Origin of the sequence: Gemmobacter denitrificans (genome assembly GCF_036964905.1) — a bacterium.
In the GTDB taxonomy this organism is placed as follows: Bacteria; Pseudomonadota; Alphaproteobacteria; order Rhodobacterales; family Rhodobacteraceae; genus Gemmobacter; species Gemmobacter denitrificans.
Genome location: NZ_JBALHR010000009.1, coordinates 73,226 through 88,712, shown reverse-complemented (window position 1 = coordinate 88,712; position 15,487 = coordinate 73,226). Strand labels below are relative to the sequence as shown.

The window sequence follows — 15,487 nt, the reverse complement described above, 5'->3', positions numbered from 1 at the left end:
CAGAACTTTATTAACCATGTTCTCGATAGGTTGGAGCCCGTCCCGAAGGAGGATTCCATGACCATCACGCTCCGCTGCCACGAAGCGACCCTGCCCACCTTGCCATTGATCGATGTCAGTGGTCTGTTCGGGGGAAACCCCACCATCCAGCGCCAGATCGCCGAAGAAATCGGCAATGCGGCACGGGTATACGGATTTTTCCGCATCCATCGCCACGGCATCGACCCGACAATGATCGAGGCGACCTATCAGATGGCCGCCCGGTTCTTCGCACAGCCCGAGGCGCGGAAGCTTGCCTATTACATCGGCAACAGCCCCAATCATCGCGGCTATGTCCCGTTCAGCGAAAAGGGCGACTACGCCGACGAGGTGCATCGCAATTACGAAGCCTTCGACATGGGGCTGGATCTGCCCGCCGATGACCCGGATTTCCTTGCCGGCAATCTGGTTCTGGGTCCGAATGTCTGGCCCGATCTGGACGGGTTTCGCAGCACGGTGTCGCGCTATCATGCCGCGGTGGCGGAGCTTGGCCGCCGCATCTGCGGCGCGTTGGAACTGTATCTTGGCCTGCCAGTCGGGGCGATCACCAGCCAGATGACCAAACCCATCTCGCAACTGCGTCTGCTGCATTACCTGCGGGCCGCAGGCACGACCGACCACAAATCGGTGAACATGGGTGCGCATACCGATTACGAATGTCTGACCCTGCTGCATACCCGCAACGAAGGGCTGCAGGTGCTGACACAGGATGATCAGTGGATCGATGTGCCGGTCGATCATGCGGTCTTTGTGGTGAATATCGGCGACATGCTGGAGGCCTGGACCAATGGCATCCTGCGATCCACCCCGCATCGGGTGACAAATCGCAGCCCCGAACGGTTTTCGATGCCTTATTTCGTGGCGGCCAACCACGATACGCTGATCCGGCCCTTTCCGCAGCTGGTGCCGCCGGGCACCGCGCCGCGTTATGAACCCTTTCAGGCCGGTGCCCATCTGGAACGGATGCTTTTGCGCGATTTCCCCTATCTGCGGGCCCGCCGTGCGGCCCAGATCGCGGACAAATCTGCCCCGGTTCACAACCCGTTTGAAGGCCGTATCAGAAGGAATACCCCCTAAGTGTTTCCAAGTTTGCAGACCGTGATTGCCGTATCCCTTGCGGGCTTTGCCCTGAGTGCGACACCCGGACCTTCCATGCTTTACGTCTTGTCCCGCACCGTTGGCCAGGGGCGTTGGGCGGGCTATGCTTCGGCACTTGGCCTGTGCTTTGGCGGCGCGCTGCTGGCCATCGCCACGGCACTTGGGCTGGCCACCCTGTTTGCCCATGTCACCTGGCTGGTGCCCACGCTGCGCTATCTGGGATCGGCCTATCTGATCTGGCTGGGCATCGGCATGATCCGCGAGGCGCGGGAACAGGCCGCAACCGAATTGAAGGCCAGCAGCGTGGGCCACAGCCCGATGCAGACGATCTTCTGGCAAGGCACGCTTGTGGAACTGCTGAACCCCAAGACGGTGCTGTTCTTCGCCCTGTTCCTGCCGCCCTTCGTGGCCAACGAGGCGGCGGCGGGCATGGATGTCACGCTGAACCTGCTGCTGCTGGGGATTCTGGTGCCGCTGACGGCGGTGCCGGCTGATCTGATCGTTGCGACGGTCGGCGGTGCCATGGCACAGACGCTGAATGACAACCGGCGCGCACGCGAAATCCTTGGCTGGGTGGGCGGCAGCATATTGATCCTGATCGCCCTGCGGCTGTTGTGGTCAACACTCTGATCGCGGGCGCCTGGCGTTCACAGGACGGTGCGGATCTGGCCCAGCCAGGTCAGCACCGCCTGCACTGCCGCAGGTTCATCCAGAAACGGGATATGGCCCCGCCCGGCAATCTCGGCATGGATCATGTCGGGCCGTCTGCGCCGCATCTCGGCTGCGGTTTCGGGGGCCAGCACATCCGAGGCAGCCCCGCGGATCACCGCCAGCGGCAGGCCTGCGCAGGCATCGAACAGCGGCCAGAGATCGGGAAAGGGGGCGGCCATTGCGGCCTCGAACGACTGGCGCAGCGCAGGGTCATAGGTCAGCCCGACATGCCCGTCGCATTGAACGTAATGGCGCACGACTTCTTCCTGCCACCGCAGGGCGGGCACATCCTCAAATCCCGGCTGGGCGGTGGCCATCCGGTCGGCCACTTCGGCCAATGTCGGCACCGCTGGTTCGATCCCGATCCAAGTGCCAATGCGCAACAGCCCGTCCCGCTCGACCACCGGCCCGACATCGTTCAGGCACAGGCCCAGCAGCCGGTCATGTGCGGTGGCAGCCAGAACCAACCCGATCAACCCACCGCGCGATGATCCGATCACCGCCGCGCGATCCAGCCCAAGATGATCCAGCAGGGCCAGCGCATCACGCGCCTCTTGCGCCACGGTATAGGTGGCGGGATCAGCCCAGGCCGACCCGCCGCGCCCGCGGCTGTCCAGCCGGATCAGGCGGATATCGCCGGGCAAATGGCGGGAAAGATAATCGAAATCGCGTCCGTCCCGGGTCAGCCCCGCAAGGGCCAGCAGCGGCAGCCCGGCACCGTCATCGCGATAGGCCAGTGTCGTGCCATCTTCCGCCGCAAAGACCTGCATCCATCCCCCCGCCGATCAGGCCGGATGATAATCGGCAAAGCCCTTGCCGGTCTTGCGCCCCAGATAGCCCGCCGCCACCATCTGCTTGAGCAGGGGTGATGGCCGGTATTTCGGATCGTCAAAGCCCTGATACAGGGTTTCCATGATGTTCAGCACCACATCCAGCCCGATCAGATCGCCCAAGGCCAGCGGCCCCATCGGGTGATTGGCGCCCAGCTTCATCATGCTGTCGATATCTTCCGCCGTCGCCAGACCTTCATGCACGCAGTTGATCGCCTCGTTGATCTGCGGGGCCAGCAGCCGGTTGACGATGAAACCATAGCTGTCCTTGCTGACGCGCGGGGTCTTGCCGATGGCGCGGGTCAGCGCGGTGACGGCCTCGGCCACGATATCGGTGGTCTGCAGGGCGCGGATGATTTCCACCAGTTGCATGACTGGCACCGGGTTGAAGAAATGCATTCCGATCACCCGGCCCGGATGGGCCGAAGCCGCCGCCAGTTCGGTCAGCGAGATGGACGATGTGTTGGAGGCGAAGATCGCATCATGGCGGCAGATGCCATCCAGCCGCTGCAGCAGGGCGGTCTTGACTTCCAGCTTTTCCACCACCGCCTCGATGACGATATCACAGGGCTCCAGCCGTTCCAGATGGGTGGTGGTGGCGATGCGGCCCTGAACCTGAATGGCATCCCCATCCGAAATCAGCCCCTTGCGCGCCTGCCGGGCCAGACTGGCCGCGATGGCCGCCTGACCCCGTTCCAGCGACCGGTCCGACAGGTCTTGCATCACCACGGAAAAGCCCGCAGCGGCGCAGATCTGGGCAATGCCGCTGCCCATGGTTCCGGCGCCGATGACGCCGATCTGCTGAATGTCCTGCATGATGGTCTCCTTCACGGCAAGAACCGGCCTGCCACCGGCAGGCGGGTGGGGATGTGGCGCTTCAGGCCAGCAGCATTTCAGGAATGGTGTCGGGCAGGATCAGCGCGGCTTCGGTCGCGGCGCGGATCTCTTCGACCGAGACACCCGGCGCGCGTTCGCGCAGGATCAGCCCCGATCCTGTCGGTTCGATCACCGCCAGATCGGTGACCACCAGATCGACACGGCGCAGCGCGGTCAGCGGCAGGGTGCAGCGCGGCACGATCTTCGATTGGCCCTTGGCCGCGTGTTGCATGGCCACGACCACGCGCGCAGCCCCGGTCACCAGATCCATGGCACCGCCCATGCCCGGCACCATCTTGCCCGGCACTTTCCAGTTGGCCAGATGCCCGGCCTCATCCACCTGCAGCCCACCCAGAACCGTCATGTCCAGATGGCCGCCCCGGATCAGGCCAAAGCTCATGGCGCTGTCGATGCTGGCCGCCCCCGGCACGGCGGTGACAAAGCCGCCGCCCGCATCGGTCAGGTGGGCGTCTTCCATCCCTTCGGGGGGCCGCGCACCCAGCCCGATCACGCCATTTTCGGCCTGGAAGAACACCCCCAGATCGGCGGGCACGAAATTCGCCACCATCGAGGGCAGCCCGATCCCCAGATTGACCAGCGATCCGGGGCGGATTTCCCGGGCGACACGGCGGGCGATGAGTTCCTTGGCATCCATGTGCTGCACTCCTTACGCCGCGCGGATCAACAGATGATCGACCAGAACGCCCGGCGTCCTGACGGCATCGGGCGGGATCACCCCCACCGGCACAATGCTTTCGGCCTCGGCAATGACGGTGCGGCCCGCCAGCGCGATGATCGGGTTGAAGTTCTGCGCCGTCAGCAGATAGCGCAGATTGCCGACATAATCGGCCTGCCACGCCCCGATCAGTGCGAAATCCGCCTTCAGCGGGGTTTCCAGCAGAAAGCGGTTCCCTTCGACCGTGACGATCTGCTTGCCCTCTTCCACCTCGGTGGCAAGCCCGGTCGGGGTCAGCACCCCGCCCAGCCCCATGCCCCCGGCGCGGATGCGTTCGATCAGGGTGCCCTGCGGCATCAGTTCGCACTGCAGATCGCCTGAAATCATCCGGGCCTGGGTTTCGGGGTTCAGCCCGATATGGCTGACAATGGCGCGACGCACGAGTCCGGCCGAGATCAGCTTGCCGATGCCCTTGCCCGGCATGGCCGTATCATTTGCGATCACCGTCAGCCCGCCCACGCCCCGCGCGACGATGGCGTCGATCATCCGTTCCGGCGTGCCCACCGCCATGAAACCGCCGATCATCAGGCTTGCGCCTTCGGGGATCATTTCGGCTGCCACTTCGGGTTTCAATGCGCCTTTCATGCCGCCCCCTCTGCGCCCGAGGCCCTGCGGGCCGCGCGGGCGATCACCAGTTCTTCATTGGTTGGAATGACCATCACGGTCGTCCGCGCCAGATCGGTGGAAATGATCCGGTCATTCTGCGCATTGCGCGCGTGGTCGATCTCGATCCCCATCCAGCCCAGCCGTTCGCAGATGCGGGCACGGATCAGGCGCGAGTTTTCGCCAATGCCGCCGCAAAAGACCAGCGCATCAATCCCGCCAAGGGCGGCGGCCATGGCCCCTACTTCGCGCTGGCAGCGGAAGGTAAAGTAGTCAATGGCCTGCATCGCCTCGGGCGTGCCCGCCGCTTCCAGCGTCCGCATGTCGTTTGACAGGCCCGAAAGGCCCAGCAGGCCGGACTGACGGTACAGCAGATCGGTGATCTGGGCCGCGTTCATGCCCCGCTGATCCATCAGATACAGCAGCACCCCCGGATCAAGCTGGCCGCAGCGGGTGCCCATCGGCAAACCATCCAGCGCCGAAAACCCCATGGTCGAAGACACCGAACGGCCATGCGTCATCCCGCACATGCTTGCGCCATTGCCCAGATGGGCCACGACCACCCGGCCCTCGGCCAGATGCGGGGCACTGCGGGCCAGTTCACCGGCGATATAATCGTAAGACAGGCCGTGAAAGCCGTAGCGCCGCACCCCTTCGTCATAAAAGGCGCGGGGCAGTGCGAAAGTATCATTCACGAAAGGATGGCTGCGATGAAAGGCCGTGTCGAAACAGGCCACCTGCGGCACACCCGGAAAGGCCTCCATCGCGGCGCGGATACCCGCCAGATTATGCGGTTGGTGCAGCGGCGCAAAGGGCGACAGTTGCGCCAGTTCGGCCAGCAATGGCCCGGTCACCATCTCGGGGGTCATGCGGTCGGCCCCGCCATGCACCACGCGATGCCCGATGGCCGCCAGATCCAGATCGGGCCAGCGGGCGCGGAAGGCCGCGATGACGGCGGCAATGGCCCCGGCATGGCTGGTCAGATCACCGGCGCTGGCGATCGGTGCGCCGGTTGCATCCTTCAGCGTCAGCACGCCATCGGGCCCGATCCGATCAGCCAGCCCGGTGGCCAGCGGATCATCCCCGGTTTCGGGAAACAGCGCCACCTTCAGCGAGGACGACCCGGCATTCAGCGTCAGGACAGCGCGGGTCATCTTGCCCCCGCAAAGTGATGAATGGCCGCCACGGCGCAGGAGGCAAGCCGCGACATCGGGCTGTCCGACCGGCTGTTGAGGATGACCGGAACCTTGGCCCCCAGCACCAGCCCGGCCCCTTCGGCATGGCTGATGAAGGCCAGTTGCTTGGCCAGCATGTTGCCCGCATCCAGCCCCGGCACCACAAGGATATTGGCGCGTCCGGCCACGGCCCCCTTCAGCCCCTTGGTCCGGGCGGCGCCCATATCCACCGCATTGTCCATGGCCAGCGGGCCTTCGACCTGCCCACCCCGGATCTGGCCCCGGTCGGCCATCTTGGACAGCAGCGCCGCATCGATCGAGGACTGGATCGCGGGGTTCACCGTTTCCACCGCCGACAGCACACCCACCCGCGGGTCCATGCCCAGCGACAGCGCAAGGTCGATGGCGTTCTGGCAGATATCCACCTTCGTCGCCAGATCGGGCGCGATGTTGATGGCTGCATCGGTGACGAACAGCGGTTCAGGCTGGCCCGGCACATCCATCACGAACACATGGGTGAAACGCCGCCCGACCCGCAGGCCCATGGTCTTGTCCAGCATCGGCTTGAGCAGGTCATCGGTATGAAGATGCCCCTTCATCACCGCCGCTGCCCGGCCTTCATGCACCAGCGCGCAGGCCCGTTCGGCCGCTGCCAGATCGCCTGCCACGTCGATCACCTCGATCCCGGTCAGATCGGCTCCGATATCGGCAGCCGCCATGCGGATCGCCGCTTCGGACCCGATCAGGATCGGCGCGATGATGCTTTCCCGGGCGGCCAGCAGTGCCCCGCCCAGCGAATTGGCCTCGTCCGGGCAGACCACCGCTGTGGGCAGCGCGGCCAGAGGGCGGGCACGCTCCAGCAGCGCCTCGAAGTGACGATGCCGCTGCACCACCAGCCCGGGCACATCGACGCCGTCACGGTCGAACTTCTCGACCGGGGCGATCACATCGGCCTCGCCGGTCAGGATCAACCGGCCATCGGCATGCAGCACCTGGGTGGACAGCCGCACCAGCCCATCCGATTTGCCGGTCACCTCGGCGCGCACCACCACTTCGTCACCGGCAAAGGCGCGGGCGTGGAAATCAAGGCTCTGGCGGCGATAGAGCGTACCCGGACCCGGCAATTGGGTGCCCAGCACCGCCGAGATCAGCGAGGCCACGAACATGCCCGGCGCGATGCGTTCCACCGTGCCGTCGCCATCCAGATCGCTGTCTTCCAGATGCATCGGATTGGTATTGCCCGATGCGGCGGCAAAGACGAACAGATCATCCGCTGTGATCAGCCGCCGCAATTCGGCATGATCCCCCGGCTGCAATTCGTCATAGGTCCGGTTCACAAGACGCATGGTCATCAGCTTTCTGCCGTGGTCGCATCGCTGCCGTTCTGCGTGCGGCGGCGGCGCGACGAAGTTTGCGGCGCGGGGGGCGTTTGCGGTGCCATTTCGGTGACCTGTTCACCGGTCGGCGCATTGGCCGCATCCGCATCAATCGCCACCACAGGATCGGTTGGCGCAACCACACCCTCCGGGTGACCATCCCCTGCATCCGCATCCAGCGGATCATCGACCACATCGCCCGTCAAGGGTGCCAGACCCAGAACCTCGCGGAACCGCTGCAGAAGCGACAGCGTGCGTGGCGACATTTCCTCGATCACGCCGGGGATATACTGCACCACCTTCAGGGCCAGTTCGCGGTCTTCCGCCTCGCGCAGCAGCAGCGGCAAGGTGGCAATGGCACGTTCGGGTTCAAAGGTTGCGATCAGAGTCTGCTGATGGATCATCATTGCGCGGCGTTCCGCACCCAGGCTGCGGAAGGGTTCATCCTGCGTCAGCACTCGGGCCGAACGCTCCAGCCGGTCGCGCCGCACGGTGCCGCGGTTTTCGGCCAGCAGCACCAGCATACGGATCACTGCCTCGGGGAACCCGCCCTGTTCCATATGCATCAGCGCATTGGCCACTTCGGGCAGGCCGCGCAGTTCGGATTGCGATTTCAACGTGCGCCGGGTTTCATGCGTGCGGCCAAAGGCACGGGCCCAGGGGCTGCCCCAGACCGAATGGAACAACAGTTCATACCCCATGTCGCGGCTGTCACGCAGCGCATCGACCATGGTTTCGGCGCTTTGGACCCAGAAGGCCTCCATCGCCAGAAACGGGTTGGTGGCTGCCGCCTTGCGACGGTCGGCCTTCACCTTTTCGGCCATCGCCTCCACCTGCTTCATCGCCGGATTGCGGCTGGAGGCCATGGCCCGGGTCAGCCGCTGCGGATGCAGCGCACGGCTCATTTCCGCACCGGATTCGGTCACAAGCGCACGCACGGCCGGGCGGATCACCGTATCGTAAAGCTGGGCCTGCACCTCGGCGGCACGGGCCACGGCGGCGAAGGGGCGTTCATCGGCCACCGTGTCATCCAGCGCGCGGATATCATCCAGCGTGCGTTCGACAAAGCCCACGGTGAAATGCTTCTGCCCGTCCCGTTCCGTCACATCCTCGATGCGCATTTCATACAGGCCGGGGGCCAGCGCCTCGATGGTTTTCAGGGTCGAGGCGACTTCGGAATGTTCCTTCCGGGCAATCTGCGACGAGACGAAGATGCCCAGATGGCCGACCTGTTCATGCACCATATAGACGATGCGCTGGCCGCGGATGCGGATTTCATTCACATCGGCATAGGTTTCGGCGACCCAGTTCAGCGCCTGTTGTGGCGGGGTGATGTTGTCGCCATGGCTGGCAAAGACGATGATCGGCGCGCGGATCGCCTTCAAGTCCACCGGGCGGCCGGGTTCGATCCGGGCCTCGTTCTTCACCAGACGGTTGCCGACGAACAGCTGTTCCACGATCCACTTGATCTCGGCTTCGGTCATCAGGAAGAAGCCGCCCCACCATTTCTCGAATTCGAGGAAGGCCTCGTCGCCCTTGTCGATGTCGCGGAACAGATCGGTATATTTGCGCAGCAGGGTGCGGGCGGGATTCAGCAGCTCGAAATTCTGCACCAGATGCGCGCCATCAAAAATGCCGCCGCCAAGGTCTGACAGGAACATCGGAATCCAGGTGCCGCCCAGAACCCCGGCATTGTAGCGCATCGGGTTTTCGCCCACCTTGCCCGCCCAGGGCGCCACGGGGGCCCCGTTGATGACGATGGGCCCGGTCAGATCGGGATTGGTCGCGGCCAGCAAAAGCGTGGCCCAGCCGCCCTGACAATTGCCGGTGATCACGGGTTTGGACGCATCGGGATGGCGGCGCATCACCTCGCGCACGAATTCCGCCTCGGCTCGGGTGACGAAAGACAGGAACTGCCCCGGTTCGGGCATCCGCTTGAAGGCCACGAAATAGACCGGATGGCCCTCGCGCAGCGCCACACCGACCTGACTGTCAGCCTTGAAGCCGCCGATGCCCGGCCCGTGCCCGGCGCGCGGGTCGATGATGATATAGGGGCGGCGGCTGTCATTCACCGTAACACCTTCGGGCGGGATGATCTTCAGCAGCATGTAATTGGCGGGATAAAGCAGATCCGCCCCATCCATGATGATCTCGTAATCATAGATCAGCACGGGCGGGCAGCCTGCCTCTTCATGGTCCAGAAAGATGTCGCCGCGCTTGCGCAGCGTGTCCAGCGTCAGGATCATCCGGTCCCAGGCATCACGCAGATATTCTGCCTGATCGGCCTGCAGCCGCCCTTCGGCCTGCGACTGCCGCAAATCGTCCATCAGACGCCGTGCCTGGTCCAGCGCCGCTTCGGCGCGGGCCGACTGGCTTTCGCTGATGCGCGCGGCATGGCGCTGCGCGGCGGTGATCAGGATGTTGAACGTCGCGCTGCCCGCGTCGATCTCTTCCTCGGCCACGGTCATCGCCCGGCGCGCCACGGCCAGAAGATCGGTTTCGGGGCGCGGCACCTGCGGCTGGCGGGCAGGATCGAACAGGTCGAAGACATTGGCCATGGGAACCCCCGTCAGGCTGTGATCGAAAAACCGCCGTCGATGTCATGGACACCGCCGGTCAGGTTGCGGGCGGCAGCTGAGGCCAGGAAGGCGGCCATCGCCCCCACATCCTCGATGCTGGCCAACTGGTGGGTCGGCGCCCGTTCCGAGGCCGCCTCCAGCAACTCGTCAAAGTGATCAATGCCGCTGGCGGCACGGGTCTTCAGCGGCCCGGGCGACAGGGCATGCACACGGATGCCCTTTTCCCCCAGCTCTGCGGCGGCATAGCGGACTGCACTTTCCAGCGCAGCCTTCACCGGGCCCATCATGTTGTAATGCCGCACAACGCGCGACGAACCGAAGAAGCTGACCGCCATGCAGCAGCCCCCCTCGTCCATCAGCGGTTCGGCCAGACGGATCATGCGCAGGAAGGAATGGACCGAAATGTCCATCGACAGCGCAAAGCCATCGGGCGAGCAATCCACCACCCGGCCATGCAGATCGGCCTTCGGCGCAAAGGCGATGGAATGCACCAGCGTATCCAGCCGGCCCCACCGCGCCGCGATTTCGGAAAACACCTTTTCCAGCTGGCCGGGCTGGCTCACATCCAGCGGCAGCATGATTTCGGCGCCAAGCCGTTCCGCCAGCGGGCGGACATGGGGTTCGGCCTTGTCATTCAACCATGTGACCGCAAGTTCAGCTCCCTGCGCCTTCAGGGCCTGCGCGCAGCCCCAGGCGATGGAATGTTCATTTGCGATCCCGACGATCAGCGCCTTTTGTCCCTGCAAGGAAAACACGGTTCATCCCCATCATCGATTCCCGCACACCCTGCGCCGGATTCATTTCAGCCGCTTGGCAGTCGCATGACAGTTTTACGGCCCACCCGCGGTCGAACGTCGCGGAATGGCATTGACGGTTATGGGCGAAGGCGGCCATCCTGCCGCCCATGGCCCCTGTTCTTTTGCCCAATGCCCAGGCCCGTGCGATCTTTCTGGATCGTCATGCGCTGGCCGAACCGCCAACCGGCCCGGCCAGCGGCCCGGCCCTTGCCGCGTTGATCGACCGGATCGGCTTTGTCCAGGTGGACAGCATCAACACGGTCGCCCGCGCCCATCACATGATCCTGCTGGCGCGGCGGCAAAGCTATCAGCCACAGGCGCTTGATCGCCTGCTGGCCGGGCGGGCGCTGTGGGAACACTGGACGCATGACGCCTCGATCCTGCCGATGGCGCTGTTTCCGCATTGGCGGCACCGCTTTGCGCGGGATCGGGCGCGGCTGGTGCAGCGTTGGACCGGCTGGCAGCCCGACGGGTTTCACCACAAGTTCGACGCGGTGCTGCAACGCATCGCCGATCATGGCCCAGTCACCTCGGCCGAGGTGGGCGAAGATGAGGCGCGGTCGTCAGGCGGCTGGTGGGATTGGCACCCGTCAAAGGCCGCACTGGAGTTTCTGTGGCGCGCGGGCGATCTGTCGATCACCCGGCGCGAAGGTTTCCGCAAGGTCTATGACCTGACCGAAAGGGTGATCCCCGAAACGCTGCGCGCCGCCGCGCCCGAGGAAGAGGAAAGCTGCGATGCCCTGTGCAGCGCCGCACTGGACCGGCTGGGCTTTGCCACATCGGGCGAAATTGCCGCCTACTGGGCGGGCGTCACCCCCGACGAGGCGCGCGACTGGGTCAACGCCGGTCTGCAGACCGGCCAATTGATCGAGGTGATGGTGCAGGGTGCCGATGGCAGCCTGCGCAAGCATGTCTGCCGCCCCGACACGCCGGATCAGCAGCCACAGGTCTGCCCGCGCCTGCGCATCCTGTCCCCTTTCGATCCAGCCTTGCGCGACCGCAAACGGGCCGAACGTCTGTTCGGTTTTCATTACCGGATCGAGGTGTTCGTGCCCGAAGCGCAGCGGCGCTATGGCTATTACGTCTTTCCGGTGCTGGAGGGCGACCGCATCATCGGCCGGATCGACACCAAGACGCATCGCGATGAAGATGTGCTGCGCATCCGCGGCTTCTGGCCCGAGCCTGGCCAGCGCCTGACCAAGGCGCGGATGGCAAAGCTGGATGCGGAACTGGCGCGCATGGCGCGCTTTGCCGGTGTGGCGCGGCTGGACTTTCTGCCCGGCTGGCAGCGCGACACCCTGGCCTGATCAGGCGCAGGGGTCGCCAAAGGCATCAATCGCCGCCACGGCCTCTTCCGCCGTTTCGACATATTGGAACAGTGTCAGGTCTTCGGGGCTGATGGTGCCCGCATCGGCCAGCGCCTGCCAGTTGATGACCCCATCCCAGAAGGCCCGCCCGAACAGAAGGAACGGGATGCGCTTCATCCGCCGGGTCTGGATCAGGGTCAGCGTTTCGAACATTTCATCCAGCGTGCCAAAGCCGCCGGGAAAGATGCAGACCGCCCGCGCCCGCATCAGGAAATGCATCTTGCGCAGCGCGAAATAGTGAAAATTGAACGAAAGGTCCGGCGTCACATAGGCATTCGGTGCCTGTTCATGCGGCAGCACGATGTTCAGCCCGATGGATTGGCCACCCGCCTCATGGGCGCCGCGATTGCCTGCCTCCATCACCCCCGGGCCGCCGCCGGTCACGATGACATTCTCGCGGCCATAGGTTTCCATGCTGCGTTCGGTCATCAGCCGGGCAAAGCGCCGCGCCTCATCGTAGAAATGCGCCAGACCGGCCAGGGCCGGGGTCCGGGCCTTGTCGGCCTCTTCCGGGCGGGGGATGCGCGCGCCGCCGAACAGCACGACGGTGGACTGGATGCCGCGCTCGTCCAGGATCATCTGCGGTTTCAGCAGTTCCAGCTGCAGCCGCACCGGGCGCAGTTCCTCCCGCATCAGGAAATCGGGATCGGCAAAGGCCAGCCGATAGGCCGGCGCCCGCGTCTGCGGCGTGTCGGGAATGCGGTGCGTGGCCTCCAGATCCTGCGAACTGTCGCGGAACGGGTGGCTGCGGGTATCGTCGGTCATCGGCGTGGTCCTGTTCTGCCGGGCCTCAGCCCAGCAGGAAGTCAGACATGAGGATATCCTCGGGCGCAACCCCCTTGAACAGGATACGGAAGGCCGGATCGCCACCGGGCCTGTCGATCAGCACCAGACTGTCCGCCCCGCCATTGCGGGAATGGATGTCGATATCGGGCAGGCGCGATGGCGTGATGTTGTAATGCAGCACGATACGGTCGAGCCCGACCTCGAAATCCGTCAGCACCACAGCCGTCTTGCCCGGATCGGCACCGCGATGGAAATGGAACTCGTCGGCCTCGTATTGGCCGCCGGTCACGCGCGCGCCACCCGCATCGAACAGACGCAGGGTATCCTGCCCGTAACCTCCGACCAGCCGGTCACCCGCGCCACCCGTCAGGGTATCGAAACCGTCGCCGCCTTGCAGGACATCCCGCCCCGTCCCCCCCGACATCACGTCATTACCAGTACCACCCGTCAGCGTGTCATCGCCTGCGCCACCGGCAAGCGTGTCGTAGGCACTGCCCCCTGTCAGCCGGTCATTTCCGGCATCCCCCGACAGCCGCACTTCGCGGTTTGAACCGGTCAGGGTGTCATTGCCAGAACCGCCCCGGGCCAGTTCGGGTTCATCTTCGAAACCGGGCCAATCCTGATCGCCCCCCAGATCAAGCCGGTCATTCCCGGCACCGCCCAAGAGGGTATCGATGCCATGCCCGCCACGCAGCACATCATCGCCCTTGCCGCCCGACAGTCGATCATCATATTCGCGGCCAAACAGGGTATCGGCGCCGCCAGCACCTTCAATCCGGCTGCTGCGGTCAATCCCCATCAGGGTTTCGCCACGCGCGCTGCCGGTCAGGGTAAAGGCGGTTTCGCTGATCCGCATCTTCCAGCCGGTGGTGTCAACCGGGCCACCATAAAGCGTGGTCAGCGCCGCCACATCCAGCGGACCGAACTTCCGCACGATGTTTGTCCATTCATAAGACATCACGGTCTGTTCCGGCCGATCAACATCAGAGGCCAGCCGGATATCGCCTTCATGCGGGTGCTTCAGGCCAAGCGCATGGCCCAATTCGTGCAGCAATATCTGAAAGCTGGCACTGCCCGGCGCGAAACTGTCATTGGCATCGATGGTCAGCCTGCCTTGTCCGGTGGTCCATTCGCTGCTCCAGGCATAATTGGCCCAACCGCCCCAGGAACTGCCCAGCGTGCCATAGACATTGACCATGGCCGTGCCGGTGGTTTCGACAAAGACCACGCCTGCCATCTTTGACGCCTCGGCCAGCACCAGACGGAAATTCTCGCGCTGTGCTGTGGAAAAGCTGAAGGTGCTGTCCACGCCATAGGGATCGTCGGCCGGGTCTGGCAGAGTATCGCCTTCGGCAAAGCTGTAGCTGACGATCACCGGCTGCGCGCCCTGATCCGCAAACGCGGCCCAGCTGTTCGTCGGGTTTTCCAGCACCGCCAGCAGCGCAGTTTCATCGCGCACCGTGCTGCCTGCGGCGGCAATGGTTGCTCCACCGCTGCGCGGCAGGTCCAGATGGTCAGGTTGCAGGCAGGCCCAGCACATGATTCACCTCATAAGTGTCTGGTGCAAATCTGTACACTCAAACCGCGATGTCCAGCCCGAAAGATTGCGCCCTGCCCCGGCGGCAGCTATAGCAGGGCGCGACACGCCATTCCGGGGGACAGACCATGAGCCATGCCGCACTCGAATCCGCCATCGAAACCGCATGGGAGGCCCGCGACAGCATCACCCCCGCCACCAAGGGCGAGGCACGCGACGCAGTTGAGGCGACGCTGGAGGCCCTGGGCGCAGGCACCCTGCGCGTGGCCGAAAAGCGCGGTGCCGATTGGCATGTGAACCAATGGGCCAAGAAGGCCGTGCTGCTGGGCTTCCGCCTGCAGGACATGGGCCTGCAATCGGGCGGCCCGCAGGGTGGTAGCTGGTGGGACAAGGTGGACAGCAAGTTCCACGGCTGGGGCGAGGCCGAGTTCCGCGCCGCGGGCTTTCGTGCCGTGCCGAACTGCATCGTGCGCAAATCGGCTCATATCGCCAAGGGCGTGGTGCTGATGCCCAGCTTTGTGAACCTGGGGGCCTTTGTCGATGAAGGCACCATGGTCGATACCTGGGCCACCGTCGGGTCTTGCGCACAGATCGGCAAGAATGTGCACCTGTCGGGCGGCGTCGGCATTGGCGGCGTGCTGGAACCGATGCAGGCCGGTCCCACAATCATTGAAGACAACTGCTTTATCGGTGCGCGTTCCGAGGTGGTCGAAGGCTGCATCGTCCGTGAAGGGTCGGTGCTGGGCATGGGCGTGTTCATCGGCAAATCCACCAAGATCGTCGATCGCGAAACCGGGGCGGTGATGTATGGCGAAGTGCCCGCCGGTTCGGTGGTGGTTGCGGGATCGATGCCGTCGAAGAACGGCATCAACCTGTATTGCGCGGTGATCGTGAAAAAGGTCGATGCACAGACCCGGTCGAAGACCTCGATCAACGAATTGCTGCGCGACTGATCGCGCCTGCCAGACAGGGCGGCA

14 protein-coding genes are annotated in these 15,487 nt (G+C 64.6%); 4 read left to right on the top strand and 10 right to left on the bottom strand.

Annotated features, from left to right (window positions below; translation table 11 throughout):
• Nucleotides 1-57: 57 nt before the first annotated feature.
• Nucleotides 58-1,116 carry an isopenicillin N synthase family dioxygenase gene (locus V6590_RS14435; protein WP_335424301.1) on the top strand — a complete coding sequence of 353 codons (1,059 nt, stop codon included), beginning with the start codon at nucleotides 58-60 and terminating at the stop codon, nucleotides 1,114-1,116.
• Nucleotides 1,117-1,767 carry a LysE family translocator gene (locus V6590_RS14430; RefSeq protein WP_335424300.1) on the top strand — a complete coding sequence of 217 codons (651 nt, stop codon included), beginning with the start codon at nucleotides 1,117-1,119 and terminating at the stop codon, nucleotides 1,765-1,767.
• 17 nt (nucleotides 1,768-1,784) lie between these two features.
• Here the strand turns inward: V6590_RS14430 and V6590_RS14425 are convergent, their stop codons facing one another.
• The 8 genes from V6590_RS14425 to fabI form a co-directional block, all read right to left on the bottom strand.
• A complete protein-coding gene (locus V6590_RS14425; protein WP_335424298.1) occupies nucleotides 1,785-2,618 on the bottom strand; it encodes an alpha/beta fold hydrolase in 834 nt (277 codons plus the stop codon).
• Between the two features lie 15 nt (nucleotides 2,619-2,633).
• Nucleotides 2,634-3,494 carry a 3-hydroxyacyl-CoA dehydrogenase family protein gene (locus tag V6590_RS14420; protein WP_335424296.1) on the bottom strand — a complete coding sequence of 287 codons (861 nt, stop codon included), beginning with the start codon at nucleotides 3,492-3,494 and terminating at the stop codon, nucleotides 2,634-2,636.
• A 61-nt stretch (nucleotides 3,495-3,555) separates the two neighbouring features.
• A complete protein-coding gene (locus tag V6590_RS14415) occupies nucleotides 3,556-4,209 on the bottom strand; it encodes a 3-oxoacid CoA-transferase subunit B (RefSeq protein ID WP_335424294.1) in 654 nt (217 codons plus the stop codon).
• Between the two features lie 12 nt (nucleotides 4,210-4,221).
• Entirely contained in the window at nucleotides 4,222-4,875 is a 654-nt protein-coding gene (locus V6590_RS14410; protein WP_335424293.1) for a CoA transferase subunit A, read from the bottom strand.
• Nucleotides 4,872-6,047 carry an acetate/propionate family kinase gene (locus V6590_RS14405; protein ID WP_335424291.1) on the bottom strand — a complete coding sequence of 392 codons (1,176 nt, stop codon included), beginning with the start codon at nucleotides 6,045-6,047 and terminating at the stop codon, nucleotides 4,872-4,874. Before V6590_RS14405 ends, V6590_RS14410 begins: the two co-directional genes overlap by 4 nt.
• Complete coding sequence (locus V6590_RS14400) at nucleotides 6,044-7,414, bottom strand: bifunctional enoyl-CoA hydratase/phosphate acetyltransferase (RefSeq protein ID WP_335424443.1); 1,371 nt, start codon at nucleotides 7,412-7,414, stop codon at nucleotides 6,044-6,046. The genes V6590_RS14405 and V6590_RS14400 overlap by 4 nt, the downstream gene beginning before the upstream one ends.
• A 5-nt stretch (nucleotides 7,415-7,419) precedes the next feature.
• Nucleotides 7,420-10,002, bottom strand: coding sequence for a DUF3141 domain-containing protein (locus V6590_RS14395; protein WP_335424289.1), 2,583 nt, complete (start codon nucleotides 10,000-10,002; stop codon nucleotides 7,420-7,422).
• Nucleotides 10,003-10,013: 11 nt separating this feature from the next.
• Nucleotides 10,014-10,778 (bottom strand): enoyl-ACP reductase FabI, encoded by a 765-nt coding sequence (gene fabI / locus V6590_RS14390; protein ID WP_335424288.1) that lies wholly within the window; start codon nucleotides 10,776-10,778, stop codon nucleotides 10,014-10,016.
• A 149-nt stretch (nucleotides 10,779-10,927) separates the two neighbouring features.
• Here fabI and V6590_RS14385 point away from each other — a divergent pair, with 149 nt between their 5' ends.
• Nucleotides 10,928-12,127, top strand: a complete 1,200-nt coding sequence (locus V6590_RS14385; protein ID WP_335424286.1) for a winged helix-turn-helix domain-containing protein — start codon at nucleotides 10,928-10,930, stop codon at nucleotides 12,125-12,127.
• On the opposite strand, the gene V6590_RS14380 is transcribed toward V6590_RS14385, so the two are convergent.
• The gene (locus V6590_RS14380) at nucleotides 12,128-12,952 is read right to left on the bottom strand and encodes an LOG family protein (protein ID WP_335424284.1); all 825 of its coding nucleotides are present in this window, start codon (nucleotides 12,950-12,952) and stop codon (nucleotides 12,128-12,130) included.
• A gap of 25 nt (nucleotides 12,953-12,977) precedes the next feature.
• Nucleotides 12,978-14,513, bottom strand: coding sequence for a type I secretion protein (locus V6590_RS14375; protein ID WP_335424282.1), 1,536 nt, complete (start codon nucleotides 14,511-14,513; stop codon nucleotides 12,978-12,980).
• Between the two features lie 125 nt (nucleotides 14,514-14,638).
• Between V6590_RS14375 and dapD the strand changes: the two genes are divergently transcribed.
• Complete coding sequence (gene dapD / locus V6590_RS14370; RefSeq protein ID WP_335424280.1) at nucleotides 14,639-15,463, top strand: 2,3,4,5-tetrahydropyridine-2,6-dicarboxylate N-succinyltransferase; 825 nt, start codon at nucleotides 14,639-14,641, stop codon at nucleotides 15,461-15,463.
• The last annotated feature ends 24 nt before the right edge of the window (nucleotides 15,464-15,487 follow it).

Bases quoted from the DNA above. Each gene is read 5' to 3' on its own strand.
- V6590_RS14435 (WP_335424301.1), top strand. From the start codon at position 58: ATGACCATCACGCTCCGCTGCCACGAAGCGACCCTGCCCACCTTGCCA.
- V6590_RS14425 (WP_335424298.1), bottom strand. From the start codon at position 2,618: ATGCAGGTCTTTGCGGCGGAAGATGGCACGACACTGGCCTATCGCGAT.
- V6590_RS14420 (WP_335424296.1), bottom strand. From the start codon at position 3,494: ATGCAGGACATTCAGCAGATCGGCGTCATCGGCGCCGGAACCATGGGC.
- V6590_RS14415 (WP_335424294.1), bottom strand. From the start codon at position 4,209: ATGGATGCCAAGGAACTCATCGCCCGCCGTGTCGCCCGGGAAATCCGC.
- V6590_RS14410 (WP_335424293.1), bottom strand. From the start codon at position 4,875: ATGAAAGGCGCATTGAAACCCGAAGTGGCAGCCGAAATGATCCCCGAA.
- V6590_RS14405 (WP_335424291.1), bottom strand. From the start codon at position 6,047: ATGACCCGCGCTGTCCTGACGCTGAATGCCGGGTCGTCCTCGCTGAAG.
- V6590_RS14400 (WP_335424443.1), bottom strand. From the start codon at position 7,414: ATGCGTCTTGTGAACCGGACCTATGACGAATTGCAGCCGGGGGATCAT.
- V6590_RS14395 (WP_335424289.1), bottom strand. From the start codon at position 10,002: ATGGCCAATGTCTTCGACCTGTTCGATCCTGCCCGCCAGCCGCAGGTG.
- V6590_RS14385 (WP_335424286.1), top strand. From the start codon at position 10,928: ATGGCCCCTGTTCTTTTGCCCAATGCCCAGGCCCGTGCGATCTTTCTG.
- V6590_RS14380 (WP_335424284.1), bottom strand. From the start codon at position 12,952: ATGACCGACGATACCCGCAGCCACCCGTTCCGCGACAGTTCGCAGGAT.
- V6590_RS14375 (WP_335424282.1), bottom strand. From the start codon at position 14,513: ATGTGCTGGGCCTGCCTGCAACCTGACCATCTGGACCTGCCGCGCAGC.
- dapD (WP_335424280.1), top strand. From the start codon at position 14,639: ATGAGCCATGCCGCACTCGAATCCGCCATCGAAACCGCATGGGAGGCC.